General features: G+C 70.2%; 14 protein-coding genes and 2 tRNA genes. 9 read left to right on the forward strand and 7 right to left on the reverse strand.

Annotation, left to right across the window (positions count from 1 at the left end):
* Positions 1-4 precede the first annotated feature (4 nt).
* The gene (locus MTQ10_RS17415) at positions 5-745 is read right to left on the reverse strand and encodes a maleate cis-trans isomerase family protein (protein WP_247469062.1); all 741 of its coding nucleotides are present in this window, start codon (positions 743-745) and stop codon (positions 5-7) included.
* A gap of 323 nt (positions 746-1,068) precedes the next feature.
* Between MTQ10_RS17415 and ehuB the strand changes: the two genes are divergently transcribed.
* From ehuB to MTQ10_RS17445, 6 genes are all read left to right on the forward strand, one after another.
* Positions 1,069-2,001, forward strand: coding sequence for an ectoine/hydroxyectoine ABC transporter substrate-binding protein EhuB (ehuB, locus tag MTQ10_RS17420; RefSeq protein WP_247469065.1), 933 nt, complete (start codon positions 1,069-1,071; stop codon positions 1,999-2,001).
* Complete coding sequence (gene ehuC, locus MTQ10_RS17425; RefSeq protein ID WP_247469085.1) at positions 1,998-2,714, forward strand: ectoine/hydroxyectoine ABC transporter permease subunit EhuC; 717 nt, start codon at positions 1,998-2,000, stop codon at positions 2,712-2,714. Before ehuB ends, ehuC begins: the two co-directional genes overlap by 4 nt.
* Positions 2,711-3,361 carry an ectoine/hydroxyectoine ABC transporter permease subunit EhuD gene (gene ehuD / locus MTQ10_RS17430; protein WP_247469098.1) on the forward strand — a complete coding sequence of 217 codons (651 nt, stop codon included), beginning with the start codon at positions 2,711-2,713 and terminating at the stop codon, positions 3,359-3,361. The genes ehuC and ehuD overlap by 4 nt, the downstream gene beginning before the upstream one ends.
* The gene (gene ehuA, locus MTQ10_RS17435; RefSeq protein ID WP_247469112.1) at positions 3,351-4,133 is read left to right on the forward strand and encodes an ectoine/hydroxyectoine ABC transporter ATP-binding protein EhuA; all 783 of its coding nucleotides are present in this window, start codon (positions 3,351-3,353) and stop codon (positions 4,131-4,133) included. Before ehuD ends, ehuA begins: the two co-directional genes overlap by 11 nt.
* Before the next feature lie 194 nt (positions 4,134-4,327).
* The gene (locus MTQ10_RS17440) at positions 4,328-5,086 is read left to right on the forward strand and encodes an IclR family transcriptional regulator (RefSeq protein ID WP_247469114.1); all 759 of its coding nucleotides are present in this window, start codon (positions 4,328-4,330) and stop codon (positions 5,084-5,086) included.
* Between the two features lie 122 nt (positions 5,087-5,208).
* Positions 5,209-5,282, forward strand: a tRNA-Lys gene (locus MTQ10_RS17445).
* 98 nt (positions 5,283-5,380) lie between these two features.
* Here the strand turns inward: MTQ10_RS17445 and MTQ10_RS17450 are convergent.
* From MTQ10_RS17450 to MTQ10_RS17460, 3 genes are all read right to left on the reverse strand, one after another.
* Positions 5,381-5,986, reverse strand: a complete 606-nt coding sequence (locus MTQ10_RS17450) for a lytic polysaccharide monooxygenase auxiliary activity family 9 protein (protein ID WP_247469116.1) — start codon at positions 5,984-5,986, stop codon at positions 5,381-5,383.
* Positions 5,987-6,308: 322 nt separating this feature from the next.
* Positions 6,309-7,430, reverse strand: coding sequence for an SPFH domain-containing protein (locus MTQ10_RS17455; protein WP_247469118.1), 1,122 nt, complete (start codon positions 7,428-7,430; stop codon positions 6,309-6,311).
* A 31-nt stretch (positions 7,431-7,461) separates the two neighbouring features.
* Positions 7,462-8,796: a peptidoglycan-binding protein gene (locus tag MTQ10_RS17460; protein ID WP_247469120.1), complete on the reverse strand. Its 1,335-nt coding sequence runs from the start codon at positions 8,794-8,796 to the stop codon at positions 7,462-7,464.
* 188 nt (positions 8,797-8,984) lie between these two features.
* Between MTQ10_RS17460 and MTQ10_RS17465 the strand changes: the two genes are divergently transcribed.
* From MTQ10_RS17465 to MTQ10_RS17475, 3 genes are all read left to right on the forward strand, one after another.
* Positions 8,985-9,058 (forward strand) — tRNA-Lys (locus tag MTQ10_RS17465).
* A 506-nt stretch (positions 9,059-9,564) separates the two neighbouring features.
* Complete coding sequence (locus MTQ10_RS17470) at positions 9,565-11,646, forward strand: glycosyltransferase family 2 protein (protein ID WP_247469121.1); 2,082 nt, start codon at positions 9,565-9,567, stop codon at positions 11,644-11,646.
* Entirely contained in the window at positions 11,643-13,577 is a 1,935-nt protein-coding gene (locus MTQ10_RS17475) for a galactose oxidase-like domain-containing protein (protein ID WP_247469123.1), read from the forward strand. Before MTQ10_RS17470 ends, MTQ10_RS17475 begins: the two co-directional genes overlap by 4 nt.
* Positions 13,578-13,654: 77 nt before the next feature.
* Here MTQ10_RS17475 and MTQ10_RS17480 read toward each other — a convergent pair whose 3' ends face one another.
* The 3 genes from MTQ10_RS17480 to MTQ10_RS17490 form a co-directional block, all read right to left on the reverse strand.
* On the reverse strand, positions 13,655-14,662 hold the full coding sequence (locus tag MTQ10_RS17480) for a glycoside hydrolase family 6 protein (protein ID WP_247469125.1): 1,008 nt from the start codon (positions 14,660-14,662) through the stop codon (positions 13,655-13,657).
* A 109-nt stretch (positions 14,663-14,771) separates the two neighbouring features.
* The gene (locus MTQ10_RS17485) at positions 14,772-15,434 is read right to left on the reverse strand and encodes a class F sortase (RefSeq protein ID WP_247469127.1); all 663 of its coding nucleotides are present in this window, start codon (positions 15,432-15,434) and stop codon (positions 14,772-14,774) included.
* A gap of 3 nt (positions 15,435-15,437) precedes the next feature.
* A partial coding sequence (locus MTQ10_RS17490; RefSeq protein ID WP_282612283.1) for a hypothetical protein occupies positions 15,438-15,981 on the reverse strand: 544 nt, incomplete at its 5' end.

Below are 15,981 nucleotides of genomic sequence, written 5' to 3' on the forward strand. Positions count from 1 at the left end.
TCCCCTACGCCTGCACGACCCCTTCCCGCCGGAACAGCGCCCCCAGCCCCGGCGCCCGTACCCGCCGGTCGGCCAGCCGCAGCGCCTCCCACACGCTGACCTGGTTCGCGGTGAGGACGGGCTTGCCCAGCTCCTTCTCCAGCCTCGGCAGACATGCCGCCGTGTGCAGCGCGGTGTCCGGCAGCAGCACGGCGTCGGCCTCCGGCAGGTCGGCCGCGCGGGCCAGCGCCCGCACCTCGTCCTCGCCCCACGCACCGGCCTGGGCCGCGGTCGCGGTCCCGGCGGCGTGCACGCCGGTCACCTCGACGCCGCCCGCCCGCAGAAAGTCGGCGAACAGCCCGGCGAGGTCGTCGGGGTAGGTGGCGCCGACGGTGACGCGCCGTACGCCGAGCGCGCCCAGCTCCCGTACGGCGTGCACGAAGGCGAAGGACGTGGCGGAGGCCGGCATGCCCGCGGCGCGGGCGAGGACGCGGACCTGCTCCTGGGCGCCCTCCCAGCCGTGGACGAAGCTGCCGCCGGTGCTGGCCCACACCACGGACTCGGCCCCGGCGAGCCACAGCTGCTCCACGCCCGCCGCGAGCCGCTCGGGCGTGCCGAGGCGGCGCAGTGCCTCCGGCCGGTGCGTGTCCTCGTCGACGTCCATGTGGACGAGGTCCAGGCGGATGTCGCTGCCCAGGAGCTGCTCGATGCGCGGATAGTCGTCCTCGGCGGAGTGTCCCGGACAGAGGAATCCGAGTGCGGTCATGTCCACCCTTCCTGCTGCTGCACGGACGGCCGCCGAGGCGGGGTGACATCGAGGTCGCCCAGGGGAGGCACCGCCTCACGGTCAATGACGCGGGGGCAACGGATCGTACGGACGCCCCTGCCGACGACGGTAGGTTCGGGTGCGAGCGTGGTCAATCCGCGCATGTCAGACACCCCGTACCGGTTCGAGACACTGCGTGACGGTTCCGGACACCCGCTCCGGCCCCTCCCCGTCCGGAAACGGCCCCCGCGGCGGGCGGACCGGTCCGGGTGCCCACCGAACCGGCATGCATACATCTCACGGCGTCGGGTAGCCGCGCCGCCATGGCTCCACCGAACAGACACAGCCACCCATCCGACAGACACGGCCGGACCGCCTCCGGCCCCCGCCCAGGACGCCGGTCGTTGCTCGCGGGGGTCGCGGCGCTCGGCGCACTGGGGGCCGCGGGGTGCACCCGCGTGGCCACCGCCTCCGCCACGGACGGCGGTGAGCTGCTCGACCGGCTGCGCGCCCAGGGCGTGGTACGGCTCGGCATCGCGGGCGAGATCCCGTTCGGCTACATCGACAAGAACGGCCACCTGACCGGTGAGGCACCCGAGCTGGCAAAGGTGATCTTCAAGCGGCTCGGAGTGGACCGGGTGCAGCCCGTGCCGACCGAGTTCGGCTCGCTGATCCCCGGCCTGAACTCGCAGCAGTTCGACGTCGTCGCGGCCGGCATGTACGTCAACCCGCAGCGCTGCGAGCAAGTGATCTTCGCCGACCCCGACTATCAGATGCTGGACGCGTTCATCGTCCGCAAGGGCAACCCGCTGGGCCTGCGCTCGTACGAGGACGTGGTGCGGAAGAAGGCGAAGTTCGCCACCGGCACGGGCTACGCGGAGATCGACTACGCGGTCGGTGCCGGCTACCGCCGGGACGACATCCTCATCGTGCCCGACCAGGTCGCCGGGCTGAACGCCGTGGAGGCCGGACGGGTCGACGTGTTCGCCGGTACGGCGCTGACGGTCCGTGAGGTGGTGAAGAAGTCCGCGAAGGCGGAGTCCACCCGGCCGTTCGAGCCGCTCGTCGACGGCAAGCCGCATGTGGACGGCGGCGCCTTCGCGTTCCGCCGCTCCGAGACGCGGCTTCGGGACGCCTTCAACACCGAGCTGCGGAAGATGAAGAAGAGCGGCGAACTGCTGCGGGTGCTCGAGCCGTTCGGGTTCACCGAGTCGGAGATGACCGAGCTGACCGCGAAGGAGCTGTGCGGCGGATGACCTCGGGACTGTGGGAACTCGTGCTCAAGGGCGTGTGGGTGACCGTGCAGCTGCTGGTGCTCAGCGCGCTGCTCGGCGCGGCCGTCGCGTTCGCGGCCGGCATCGCGCGCACCCACCGGCTGTGGATCGTCCGCTTCCTGGCGGGCGTGTACACGGAGGTGTTCCGCGGCACGTCCGCCCTGGTGATGATCTTCTGGGTGTTCTTCGTGCTGCCGCTGGCGTTCGGCTGGCAGCTGGTGCCGCTGTGGGCGGGCACGCTGGCGCTCGGCCTGACCTATGGGGCGTACGGCGCGGAGATCGTGCGCGGCGCGCTCCTCGCGGTGGACCCGGCGCAGCAGGAGGGCGGTATCGCCCTGGGGTTCACGCCGGCGCAGCGGCTGCGCAAGATCCTGCTGCCGCAGGCGGTGCCGGAGATGATCCCGCCGTTCAGCAATCTGCTGGTCGAGCTGCTCAAGGGCACGGCGCTGGTGTCGGTGATGGGCATGGGTGATCTCGCCTTCAGCGGCAATCTGGTGCGGCTTGCGCTCCAGGAGAGCGCGGAGATCTACACGTACGTCCTCCTCATCTACTTCGTGATCGCGTTCCTGCTGACGCGGGGGATGCGCGCGCTGGAACGGAAGCTGAAGGCCGGTGTCGGCAAGGAGCCGGTGAAGGAGAAGGCGGTCGTGGCGGCCGATCCGGCCGGTGCGCCGGTCGCGGGGGGTGTGCGGTGAACTGGGACTGGAACGCCGTGTCCGATTTCATGCCGCATTTCTGGGACGGCCTGCTGGTCACCCTGGAGGCGCTGGCGCTGGGTTCGCTGATCTCGTTCGCGCTGGGGCTGGTGTGGGCGCTGCTGATGCGCGTGCCGACCCGGTGGGTGCGCTGGCCGGTCGGGGCTGTCACGGAGTTCGTGCGGAACACCCCGCTGCTGGTGCAGCTGTTCTTCCTGTTCTACGTGCTGCCCGAGTGGGGCGTGACGATGTCCGCGCTGACGACCGGTGTCGTCGCGATCGGCGTGCACTACTCGACGTACACGATGCAGGTGTACCGGGCCGGTATCGAGGCCGTGCCGGTGGGCCAGTGGGAGGCGGCGACCGCGCTGAGCCTGTCGGTGCGCCGCACCTGGACGGCGGTGATCCTGCCGCAGGCGGTGCGCCGGGTGGTGCCCGCGCTGGGCAACTACGTGATCGCCATGCTGAAGGACACACCGCTGCTGATGGTGATCACCGTGCTGGAGATGCTCGGCCAGGCCCGGCTCTACTCGCAGCAGACCTTCCGTTTCACCGAGCCGCTGACCGTGATCGGCGTCGCCTTCATCCTCGTGTCCGTGCTCGCTTCCCTTCTTCTTCGCACCCTGGAGCGCCGCCTTGTCCGTTGACACCACCGAACAGTCCGTCCCGACGCCCTCCTCGGGCGGCCCGCTGGTGCGCCTGGAGCAGGTGTCCAAGCGGTTCGGGGACAACACCGTCCTGGACCGTCTGGACTTCTCCGTGGACGCCGGAAAGCACGTCACACTGATCGGCCCGTCGGGATCGGGCAAGACCACGATCCTGCGGCTGCTGATGACGCTGACCGAGCCCGACGAGGGCACGATCACCGTCGACGGGGAGCGGTTGTTCCCCGCGTCGGAGAAGCGGCGCCGTGAGGTCCGCAAGAAGATCGGGATGGTGTTCCAGCAGTTCAACCTGTTCCCGAACATGTCGGTGCTGCGCAATCTGACCGAGGCGCCGGTGAGCGTGCTCGGCCTGTCGAAGGACGAGGCGGAGCACCGGGCCCGGGAGCTGCTGGACCTGGTGGGTCTGGCCGACAAGTGCGACATGCGGCCGGGCGCGCTCTCCGGCGGTCAGCAGCAGCGGGTGGCGATCGCGCGGGCACTGGCGATGCGGCCGAAGGTGCTGCTGCTGGACGAGGTGACCTCGGCGCTCGATCCGGAGCTGGTGGCGGGGGTGCTGGATCTGCTGCGGGACATCGCGCGCAGCACCGACATCACCATGCTGTGCGTGACGCACGAGATGAACTTCGCCCGGGACATTTCCGACCAGGTGCTGATGTTCGATTCCGGCCGCATCCTGGAGTCCGGGCCGCCGGAGAAGATCTTCGGGGATCCGGAGCAGGAGCGGACACGGGAATTCATCAGCGCGGTGCTGTAATTGCATGGCGTGCCCGATCCGTCACTCCAGGTCGGGACGCGGTTGCATTCCTGAGGCATATGCCACGGTGTCAGCGTCGCAGTTGAGAGGCCTGTCAGTCCGTCAACACCCCCTCCACGCAGGCCGTTTGCCCGTTATCGTGGAGGGGATCCACAGCCCGGATCTGGCCGAAAAGCGACCGCTGGGGGGACACCGTGGCGCTCACGCACGAGCCGACCGCGCCGTACCAGTCGGCCCAGGACGCCCTGCGCGTCCTGGAGACGGTGGCGCGGTACACCACCGGCGTCACCGACGCCGTACTCGCCCGCGAGACCCAGCTCGGCATGGAGCGGCTGACCTCTCTCCTGCTGATGCTGCGCCGCGAGGGTTACGTCCGACAGATCACCGACGGCGCCTATGTGACCGGCGCCGCCTTCAGCCGCCTCGGTGCGGCGCAGGGACACGAGGAGGCGCTGCGGGACCAGTTGCAGCGCACCCTGAACCGGCTGCGCGACTCCGTCGGAGCGGCCGTCTATCTCAGCCGGTACACCGACGGCGAGGTCAAGGTCACCCAGTACGCGGCGGGACCGGCGACGCCCGCGGTGCACGAGTGGGTCGACTTCCGTTACGCCGCCCATGCCACCGCCGTCGGCAAGAGTCTGCTCACGCAGCTCGACCACAACAGCCGCCGCGATCATCTCGCGCGGCACAAGATGGCCCGGCTCACCTCCAAGACGATCACCAGTGACAAGCTGCTGCTGTCCCGGCTGGCCGCCCAGCCGCCGACGGTGCCGGTGCTGGATCTCCAGGAGTACGCGATCGGCACGGTCTGCGCGGCCGTCCCGATCACCGCGGGTTCCACGGTCGGCTGCCTCGCCCTGTCCCTTCCGGTGGAGCACGCCCACCGCCTGCGCAAGGCCGCCGACACGCTGAACCGGAACGCGGCGCCGGTGCTGCTGTCCCTGGCGATCTGACGCCGTCCGGCACGGCCGCCCGGGGTCACGGCCCCGGGTGGTCAGAAGCACCCCTCGGGACCAGGTAGTATTTTCTTCGTCGCCAGCCGCGGAGCGAAATCTCCGAGGTCGGCGGGAGTCATGCGCCGCTAGCTCAGTTGGTTAGAGCAGCTGACTCTTAATCAGCGGGTCCGGGGTTCGAGTCCCTGGCGGCGCACAGTGAAGGAGCCCCTCGCGGAAGCGTGGGGCTCCTTTTCGTGCGCCGGACCCTACCGAATGGGGATCGGCAGGGTCCGGCCGGGCGTGCGTGCAGGTTCAGAACGTGACGTCGGAGCAGGCATAGAAAGCGTTACCCGTATCCGCGATCGTCCACACCGCGAGGATGACGTGGTGTCCGCTCAGCCCCGTCGGCAGGGTGCCGCTGTGGGAGAGCGTCGCCGGCGGGCGCTGCCCGCCGAAGGGGACGGTGAGGAACGGGGTGAGGTTGAGGTCCGAGCGGGACAGGGCGTGGTTCTGGTTCCAGCCCTGCTTGGTCACGTAGTACTTGAAGTCGGTCGTCGCGTGCATCGCGGTGAACTGCCAGCGGAACGTGTACGACTGTCCGCCGGTGACCCGCGTCGTGGGCCAGGCCGCGCCCGAGGGCGTGACCGGCGAGCTGAGCTGGGAGAAGCGGCCCACCCCGCCGTTGCATATCTGGCCGTCGGCGGGGCCGGCCGCCGGGAAGCCCTTCGGGCCCTCGACGCTCTGCGGCTCCCACTGGATGTCGCCGCAGTTCTTCACCGTGCCGTTCTGGCAGAGCTTCTGCCTGCTGATGGGGAGATCGGTGTAGCCGTGGCCGCTGGCACCGCCGGAGGAGAGGACAAGGGCTCCGGTCGTGGCCAGCCCCACCACGGCGGCGTACAGCTTGGTCCTTGTGCGCATGCTGCCGCTCCTGGAGGACGTGGGGTTTTCCTGTGAGCCGTGCACCATCTGGTCCAGACCAGAAATTAGGTCTAGACCAAGTCGCAATCGCAGAGTAGGACCGTTAGTTGAACATGTCCATACCAACCGCATACCCCGGTTCCGACGGCCGGGGCACGGCTCCACGGACACCGGTCCGCCCCACGCCGTACGGGACCCGCTCGCCCTCCGCCGATGCCGACGCCCGGACGCCCCACGCCCTACGGCACCCGCTCGCCCTCCGCCGATGCCGACGCCCGGACGCCCCACGCCCTACGGCACCCGCTCAGCGCCGAGGCGGACGTCAGCCGTCCCCGCGGCCCGCGCAGAACGCCACCGTCAGATCCTTCACCAGCGCCTTGCGCTCGTAGTCGTCCAGCTCCACCAGCCCGCGCACCGTCAGCCGGGTCACCGTGTCCTCCACCGAGTCGACCACCGACGACAGCACGCTCGCCCGGTGCTGCGCGTCCAGCGCGGCGATCCGCCGGCGCTGCATCACGGCGGCGACCTCGGGCGCGTACTCCACCCGCACCGGCTGCACGGAGAACACCTCCAGCCCCACCGGCGCCGTCTCCTGCGCGACGAGCCGCGTCAGCGCGTCCGCCGCCGCCTCCACCGACGACCTCCCGGAGCCCGGCATCTCCACCGGCACCCGCGCCAGCGCCGCCTCCACGCACTCGCGCAGATAGGCCTCGTGGTCGTCCACCGCGAGCACGGCCCGCGCGGTGTCCCGCACGCGCCACACCACCAGCACGACCACCCGCAGCGCCACACCGTTGCCGTCGGCCGCCGGCATGGCCGCGCTGCGCCAGTGCCGCAGCCGTACGTCCACCCGGCGCCTCAGCAACAGCGGGTTGACCCACATCAGGCCGGTACGCCGGACCGTGCCCCGGTAGCGGCCGAACAGACCGAGCACCCACGCCCGCCCGGTACGGCCGCGCGCCAGCCCGCCGAACCCGAACAGCCCGAGCGCGCCCGCCCCCGCGTACGCCGCCCACTGCACCGGGCCGAGCCCCGCCGGGACGAGCGCCGGCAGGCCGAACGCCCGCACCGCCTCCGGTGGCAGCAGCCCCGCCCACCACGAGGTCGCCGCGCACCCGGCCGCCCCGCACACCCCCGCCAGCACACCGGCCAGGCCCGGCAGCACCCGCGCCGGCCGCTCCCCCAGCTCCGGATCGACCTCCGGCACCGGACGCCGGCGCACCGGCGCGACCGGCCTGCGCACCCTGGGCTGCTCCCCGGTGCTCTGCCGGCGCCCCACCACGGCGGGGCGCGCGGGCACCGGCTCCGGGTCGGGGTCGTCACGGAAGAGGAGGTGGACGGGGATCTCGGTGGTCGCCTCGTTCTGGATGAGCCGGGCCGGGCGGGGCGTGCCGCCCTCCGCGTTCCCCTCCGACTCGGGCATCGATTCGGTGGTCGTACTCATGCCTGCCTCCAACCGCTGCGCGCTGTGGACCTCACCGGAAGAGCCGCCGCCAGGTCTCCGGGCCGGGGTATCCGTCCGCCGCGCCGCCCCGCCAGCCCTGGGCGCGCTGGAACGCCTCCACGTTGCGGCGGTCCGCCTCGCCCCAGCGCGGGCCGGGACCGCTGGTGTAGTAGCGGCCGTACCCCTTCTTCACCAGCTGCCGGCCCAGCTGGGTGACGTACGCGTTGTTCTCGCCCGGCCGGAACTTGTCCCGGCCCGGGAAGGGCGGGACGGTGCCCGCCTTGCCCTCGGCGGTGGCCGGCGCCGGGGCGGGCTTCGCCGGGGTCGCGGCCTTCGCGACCGGCGGGATGCCCTTGCCCTTGCCCTCGACCAGCAGGGACCAGGTGTGCGGGCCGGGGTAGCCGTCGGCGTCGGCGCCCTTCCAGCCCTGGGCCTGCTGGAAGGCCTGCACGGCCCTGCGGTCCGACTCCGTCCACACCGGGCCGGGGCCGGAGGTGTAGAAGCGGGCGCCGCCGCGGGCGACGAGCATCTGGCCCAGCTGGGTGACGTACTTGTTGTTCGCGCCGGGCCGGAAGTACGACGCCCCCGGGAACGGGGTGGCCTGCTGTCGCGGTGCCTGCACCGGCTCCGCCTGGGCACCGCCCGTGGTCACGGAGACGCCCTTGTAGCGGTAGGGGACGTACTTGGCCGCGTTGCTCCAGTACGGGTAGGGGGTGGCCTGGCGGCGGGTGGCGGGGCGGGTCTGCTCGTAGGCGACGTAGTACGTGTGCGTGTAGTCCGTCCAGCCGCCGAAGATCACCACATGGGAGCCGCGCTCCGGATCGGACGGGTTGTGGAAGAGCAGGATGTCGCCGGGCTCCAGTTCCTCCTTGGTGATGCGGACGGCGTACTGCCCGAGGCTGCCCGTCCACTCGTTGCCCGGCAGGTTCCAGGCCATGGAGACATAGCCGGAGCAGTCCTGCCGGTACCCGTCGGACCAGTACGCGGTCATGCTGTACGGCACCTGCGCGGCGACCCAGAGCTTGGCGCGCCGGATGATGTCCGCCCGGGTCGTCTCCTTGATCGTCACGGCGGGCTTGGCGGGCGTCCCGCCCGGGCCGTGCAGCGGGGCCTTGGTGCCCTGCGGGGTCTCGGGTTCGTCCCCCGCGGGGAGACCGGGCCGGCCGGGGGCGTGAGGGGAGGCTGCCGCGGGGGCCGCCTGGGCCGAGGTGACCGCCGCGGCGGCGGCAGCCGCCACGACGAGCGCGGCGCGGTGCGCCGGGGGGCGGCCCGGCGGCGCGACCGGGAACACCCGACGCCGGTGGACGCAGCCGGGGCAGTCGCAGTCGCTCACGGGGTCGATCTCCTCGAAGACCGGAGTCTCCATGCGATTCCCCTCACACTCCAGGTGGAATTGTCCACTCCTGTGCACATTGATCAGTTTTCCAACTCTCACCCCGGAGCGCACTCTGACGGTCCGAATGATGTACGTCATGGACATATCGGAACAAAAAGGACGATCGGCGGTGGTCAGGAGCACCCCCGAAGGTCATGTAGAGTTGTCGACGTCAGCAGGCGCCGCTAGCTCAGTTGGTTAGAGCAGCTGACTCTTAATCAGCGGGTCCGGGGTTCGAGTCCCTGGCGGCGCACAGACGGGAAAGGCCCCTCGCCGAGGCGAGGGGCCTTTCGCTTGCCCGGCGACACCGCAACACGGCACAAACGGAACCCGGAGTGCCCGACCCGCCCCGGCCCCCGGAGTCGGCAGCACCGCTCCGGGAACACCTGATCGAAACATCTGTCCGGATCGCGGAACGACGCCGCAATCGACTCGTATGACCGGTAAACACCTCGTTTCCCGTCTTGCGATCATGCTGGACACCGTAGAACCCTGGTTCCTCAAGCTGCCGCCGTTTCGCGGCACTTGGGGGGCGAGAAAACGGTTGCACCGGACCGGCGGGGAGAGGGGCCCCGTTCTGACGCCGATGCCGAGGGGGGCATCATGCAACCGGAAGGTCGCGGTTCCATGTCTATAGAGTTGGGTGGACGTGGCGCCTGTGGCCCACCACTGACACGTCCGTGAAGGTCGAGGGGGCTCTTGGCGGACGCGATGGACGACCGACATACACGCGGTGACCTGCGTGTGGGGGGATGACTCATGACGTCGACGCCGACGGGCGCCCGGCAGAACTACGACCCGTCAGAGACCACTCAGCTCAGGGTGCCTTCGCACAGGATGAGCACGACCGGAACCTTCCGGCGCATCAAGAAAACGCTTCCGAGATACGACTACGAGCACTACAGCCGACTCGCCGGCCCCCTCACCCAGCCGGACCCGAACAAGCCGTACAAAGTCCAGTACCGTTCGCTGATCTCGCAGGAGCCGCACCGCATCCGGGTCGCCCTGATGCTGGCCGCCGCCCCCGTGCTGTCGCTCGTGCTGCTCTTCTGGCTGCTCCAGCCCGAACACTGGACGGAACGCGACTACCCCGCGTTCGACTTCCTCCCCGCGCTCGACATCGTCATGCTCGTCTCGATCGGCCTGATCGAGTTCTTCCGCTGCATGAACGTGCTGTCCAACGCGCACGCCACCCTCGTCGCCCGTGACCCGGTCCCGGTCGTGCCGGAGACCGGCACCCGCGTCGCCTTCCTCACCTCCTTCGTGCCGGGCAAGGAGCCGCTGGAGATGGTGACGAAGACCCTGGAGGCGGCCGTCAAGATCCGCCACCGGGGCGTGATGCACGTCTGGCTGCTCGACGAGGGCGACGACCCCGAGGTCAAGGCCGTCTGCGAACGCCTCGGCGTACGTCACTTCTCCCGCAAGGGCGTCGCGAAGTGGAACCAGGCCAAGGGCCCGCACCGCGCCAAGACCAAGCACGGCAACTACAACGCCTGGCTCGACGCCCACGGCGACGACTACGACTTCTTCGCGTCCGTCGACACCGACCACGTACCGCTGCCCAACTACCTGGAGCGGATGCTCGGTTTCTTCCGCGACCCGGACGTCGGCTTCGTCATCGGCCCGCAGGTCTACGGCAACTACGACAACTTCGTCACCAAGGCCGCCGAGTCGCAGCAGTTCCTGTTCCACGCGCTGATCCAGCGCGCCGGCAACAAGTACGGCGCCCCCATGTTCGTCGGCACGTCCAACGCCGTCCGTATCAAGGCCCTCAAGCAGATCGGCGGCCTGTACGACTCGATCACCGAGGACATGGCGACCGGCTTCGAGATCCACCGCCACAAGAACCCGGCGACGGGCCGCAAGTGGAAGTCGGTGTACACCCCGGACGTGCTCGCCGTCGGTGAGGGCCCGGCCGCCTGGACGGACTTCTTCACCCAGCAGATGCGCTGGTCGCGCGGCACCTACGAGACGATCCTCAAGCAGTACTGGAAGGGCTGGGGCACGCTGCCGCCCGGCAAGCTCTTCAACTACACCATGATGATCATCTTCTACCCGATGTCCGCCCTCAACTGGATCCTGGCGGCGCTGAGCTGTGCGCTGTTCCTGGGCCTGGGCGCCTCGGGTGTGAACATCGACCCCACGGTGTGGCTGATGCTCTACGGCAACGCCTCCGCGCTCCAGATCGGCCTGTACGTCTGGAACCGCCGCCACAACGTCTCCCCGCACGAGCCCGAGGGCTCCGGCGGTGTCGCCGGCATGGTGATGTCCGCGCTGTCCGCGCCGCTGTACGCCAAGGCGCTGATCGACTCGCTGCTGCGCCGCAAGAGCAAGTTCGTGGTGACGCCCAAGGGCGACTCGGCCAGCCCCGACACCTGGTTCGCGACCTTCCGCTACCACTGGTACTTCATCGCGATCTTCGGGGCGTCCATCGTCGCCGGTCTCGTCCTCGGCCACTCGCACCCGGCGATGATCACCTGGGCCACGTTCGCGATGATCATCACGGCTTTCCCGATCTTCGTGTGGCGGCACGAGCTGCGCGAGGCGAAGAAGAAGAAGCCCGCGGAGCGGGCCGCGCAGCCGCAGAGCGACGCGCCCGCGCCGACGGCCGGGACGCCCGCGCAGCCCGGCCCGTACGGGGCTCACGGCCCCGCCGCCCACGGACCCGCGGCGCACGGCCAGGCGCCGCACGGCCAAGCGCCGCACGGGCACATGGCCCACGGCCAGGTGCCGCACGCCCCCGCTCAGCGGCCCGCCTGGGCCGACAGCGCGGGCCAGGACGGGGGCAACGACCAGACCATGCAGATCGCCCTTGGTGGACTTGGGGGACGTAAGGAATGAAGGACCAGGCCGGCCGCCGCCGCGCCCGTCGACTCGCGATAGGCACGGCGGTGGTACTCGCGCTGGCCGGGATGAACGGGCCGTGGCTCTACCGCTTCGGGACCGAGAAATACCACCAGTACCAGATCAACAAGCCCGAATACAAAGCGGAGAACGGCCACTGGGAAATCGTGAACTTCCCGGAGGAGTACCGGCAGAACACCATTCACGCCGCGCTCCTGCACACCGGGAAGGTCCTGCTCGTCGCCGGTTCGGGAAACAACCAGGACAACTTCGACGCGAAGAAGTACGACACCCGTATCTGGGACCCGGTGAAGGGCACCATCAAGAAGGTGCCCACGCCGAACGACCTGTTCTGCACCGGGCACACGCAGCTGGCCAACGGCAATCTGCTGATCGCGGGCGGCACCAAGCGGTACGAGAAGCTCAAAGGTGACGTCACCAAGGCCGGCGGCCTGATGATCGTCCACAACGAGAACCCGGACAAGCCGATCACGCTGCCCGCGGGTACCAAGTTCACCGGCAAGGAGAACGGGAAGACCTTCGTCTCGAAGGACCCCGTGCTGGTGCCGCGCGCGAAGAAGATCTTCGACAAGACCGGAAGGTTCCTGCGCAACGACCCGGGTCTGGGCCGTATCTATGTCGAGGCCGAGAAGGCCGGCTCCCAGTACGAGACCGGCACCCAGGACAATTACCGAATTCAGGGTCTGACCGGTCTCGACGCCCGCAACACCTACGGCATCGCGCAGAAACTCGCCCTGGACAAGAAGGACTTCCAGGGCATCCGCGACGCGTACGAGTTCGACCCGGTCGCCGAGCGGTACATCAAGGTCGACCCGATGAACGAGGCCCGCTGGTACCCGACGCTGACCACGCTCAGCGACGGCAGGATCCTCAGTGTCTCCGGCCTCGACGACATCGGGCAGCTCGTCCCCGGCAAGAACGAGATCTTCGACCCGGCCACCAAGAAGTGGACGTACACGAAGAACGTGCGTCAGTTCCCGACGTACCCCGCGCTGTTCCCGATGCAGAACGGCAAGATCTTCTACTCGGGTTCGAACGCCGGTTACGGGCCCGACGACGTCGGCCGTGACCCCGGCATCTGGGACGTCGACACCAACAAGTTCACCAAGATCCCCGGGCTGAGCGACCCGGACAAGATGGAGACGTCCAACACCGTTCTGCTGCCGCCCGCGCAGAACGAGAAGTACATGGTGATCGGCGGCGGCGGTGTCGGCGAGTCGAAGAAGTCCAGCAACAAGACCCGGCTGGTCGACCTGAAGGCCGCCGACCCGCACTTCGTGGACGGGCCGACGCTGGAGAAGGGCACCCGTTATCCGCAGGCGTCGGTGCTGCCCGACGACACCGTGCTCGTCTCCGGCGGCTCGGAGGACTACCGGGGCCGCAGCGACTCCAACATCCTCCAGGCCCGGATCTACCACCCGGACACCAACACCTTCCAGCGGGTCGCCGACCCGCTCGTGGGCCGCAACTACCACTCCGGGTCGGTGCTGCTGCCCGACGGCCGCGTGATGTTCTTCGGCTCCGACTCGCTCTACGCCGACAAGGCCAACACCAAGCCGGGCAAGTTCGAGCAGCGGATCGAGATCTACACGCCGCCGTATCTGTACCGGGACTCGCGGCCGTCGCTGTCCGACGGTCCGTCGACGATCCGGCGCGGCGAGTCGGGCACGTTCACGTCGCTGCACGCGTCCTCCCTGAAGAAGGCGCGGCTGATCCGGCCGAGCGCGACCACTCACGTCACGGACGTCGACCAGCGGTCCATCGCGCTGGACTTCAAGGTGTCCGGCGACAAGGTGACGGTGACCGTGCCGGAGAACCGGAACCTGGTGCCGTCCGGCTGGTACATGCTGTTCGTCGACGACGATCAGGGGACGCCGTCGAAGGCTCAGTGGGTGCGGGTGCCGTAGCGCCTGCACACGACGAAGGGCGCCCTCCTGACGGGGGCGCCCTTCGTCGTGTGTGCCGGGCTCTCAGGCCCGGGGCGTCACTCGGAGGCCTTCGCCAGCTTCAGCGCGTAGTCCGGCCACCACTGGCCCGCCTTCGGGCCGCCCTTGCACTCGCCGTCCGACTCTCCGGGCCGCTTGACCCACAGATAGGCGTCGACGAGCGGGTCCGCCGTCTTCGTGGTGGGCGGCTCGCCCAGCGCGCGGCCAGGCGGGTTGCACCAGCGTTCGTCGGTGTCGCCGCCCATGTAGGGGCCGTTGCCGTTGCGGCTGGTGTCGACGACGAAGTGCTTGCCGCCGACCTTGGCGGACAGCTGCTTGCCGTACGCGATGGACGCCTCGGTCGTATAGAAGTTCGACACATTGACCGCGAAGCCGTCGGCCCGGTCGATGCCCGCCCAGCGCAGCGGTTCGTGGATCTGGTCGGGGTGGCCCCAGCCGGCGTTGCCCGCGTCCAGATAGACCTTGGTGTTCTTCAGCTTCTTCAGGGACTCGACGGCACCCTTGAGGAGGTCGTAGCGCTCCTCGTGGAACTCGTCCGGGGTGCAGCCGTCCACCAGGTGCAGCACGGCGTCCGGTTCCAGGATCACCGTGGCCGGGCGGTCGCCGATGCCCTTGGCGACGCCCTCGATCCACTCCCGGTAGGCGTCGCCGTCCGCGGCGCCGCCCTGGCTGTACTGGCCGCAGTCACGGTGCGGGATGTTGTACAGGACGAGCAGCGCGGTGCGGTCCGCGGCGGCGGCGGCCTCGGTGAAGCCGCGTGCCTCCTTCTCCGGGTCGTCCGGGCCGATCCACTCACCGGTCGGCTGCGAGGCGATCCTGCGGATCAGCTCCGCCTCGGTCTTCTTGCCGTCCTTGAGATAAGCGGCCACCTGCTTGGCGGCGTTGCCGTCCGGGTTGACCCAGAACGGGTCGGCGGCCTTGGGCTGCTGAGTGATGCCGGCGCCCGCGCCGTCACCCTTCTTGTCGCCGTCGTCGCCCCCGGAGGAACAACCGGCGAGCAGCAGTGCCGCCCCCAGCACCGCCGCGGCCCCCCTCTTGCCGTACATCCAACTCCCCCTTGGAGTGCACTGTCACAAAGCTCAATCCTGACATACGTCGTGATGGGCGCCGGTGGCTCATCCGGTGGGGGTGCGGTGGCCGGGACGGCGGGTTCCGTCAGGCCACCGTGCCTGTGAGGTACGCCGAGACGATCACGTTCGCCGTGTAGCTGCGGGTGGCCCGGTCGAAGGTGCCTCCGCAGGTGATCAGGCGGAGTTCGGCGCGGCCGGGGCGGCGAACACCGTAGGCGCGGTCGGCGTCGAACCGCTCGCGGGGCACCACCTCGATGTCCTCCACGGTGAACTCGGCGACCTTGCCGTCGTCACGGACGACCCGCACGGTGCGGCCGGGAGTGAGGGTGCTGAGCTTGTAGAAGACGGCGGGGCGGGTCTCGGTGTCGACGTGCCCGACCATCAGCGCGGTCCCCGCGGCGCCGGGCCGGACACCGCCCGCGTACCAGCCGACCGCCGCGGCCTGTTCGAAGGGCGGCGGGTCGATCGCGCCGGCCGCGGTCAGGCCGCGCGCCACGACCGGCGCTTGCACCCCCAGCTCGGGGATGTCGATGCGCTGCGGCAGCGCGGGCCTCAGCGGCGGCGCCGCCGGCGGCAGAGGCAGGCCGGGGCGTCCGACACCGGCCACGTCACCGGTGACCGGCGCGGACGTCCCTGGCCGTACGTCGGTCACCTCGCGGCCCCACAGCCACAGCCCGAGCAGCAGTACCGCCCAGGCCAGGCCGGTCAGCAGGCGTCCGGTGCCGGAGGAGCGTGCGCTCTCGGCCATGGGTCAGTCCGTCCTGCGGCTCCGGCGGGCGCTGCGCAGGGCGACGGCCACCGCGGCGACACCGGCCAGGACGAGCCCGGTGATCGCCTGGGCGGTGCCGGGGCCGTCGGAGCGCGACGACGACATCACCAGCGGGGCCATGCCGCCGCCGCCCGCGGGGACGGGGGCGATCGGGGAGGCGGGCGTGGTGGGGTGCGGCCCGTCGGTGGCGGCCACGACGGTGATGCTGCCCTTGATCGTGTACTCGCCGCACGTGATCTTCACGTCGTACGGGCCGGGCTCGAGCGTGGAGCGCACCTTGGTCTCGCCGGTGAGGCCGCCGTCGGCGCCGGCGAGGTGCACGTCGGCGACGAACGCCGAGGAGACCGCCTTGCCGGTCCTGGCGGAGCAGCCGCGCACCGTGAGCGTGAAGTCGTCGCCGGCGGCCGGTGAGGACGGGGTGACGATCACCTCTCGGCCGGCCGCGGTGGACGCCGGGACCGCGGGGGCGACGGGGGCCGCGGGCCTCGGGGCGGCCGGGACCTCGGGGACGGCTGGCCTTTCCGGG

It is taken from the genome of Streptomyces sp. XM83C (assembly GCF_023072675.1).
Lineage (GTDB): Bacteria > Actinomycetota > Actinomycetes > Streptomycetales > Streptomycetaceae > Streptomyces > Streptomyces thermocoprophilus.